Raw genomic sequence first — 336 nt, forward strand, 5'->3', positions numbered from 1 at the left:
ACAAGCTGATGGATAACCTGCTGCGCGAGTACGCCGGCACTCATTACCGCTACGACGAACGCGGCAACCTGATCCACCGCCTGCAAAACGGTGCCCATGCGCACTTCACCTGGGACTTGTTCGACCGACTGGCCAGCTACAACGACGATAAGCTCAAGGTCGACTACAGCTACGATGCTCTGGGTCGTCGTCTGCACAAGCATTCGGTGGCGCACTTCTGGGACCGCCCGGAAGCGGGCACTGGTTGGAACCAGCTGCAACGGGCCAAGCGGCAACGTGAACTCGGCTGTGGCTTCACCCTGTTTGGTTGGGATGGCGACACCCTGGCCTGGGAAA

1 protein-coding gene is annotated in these 336 nt (G+C 60.4%); it reads left to right on the top strand.

From position 1 onward, the window contains the following. On the top strand, positions 1–336 hold a 336-nt coding region (locus P5705_RS26230; RefSeq protein WP_277463759.1), incomplete at both ends, for a hypothetical protein.

The sequence above is a fragment of the Pseudomonas entomophila genome (assembly GCF_029478665.1).
Lineage (GTDB): Bacteria > Pseudomonadota > Gammaproteobacteria > Pseudomonadales > Pseudomonadaceae > Aquipseudomonas > Aquipseudomonas entomophila_F.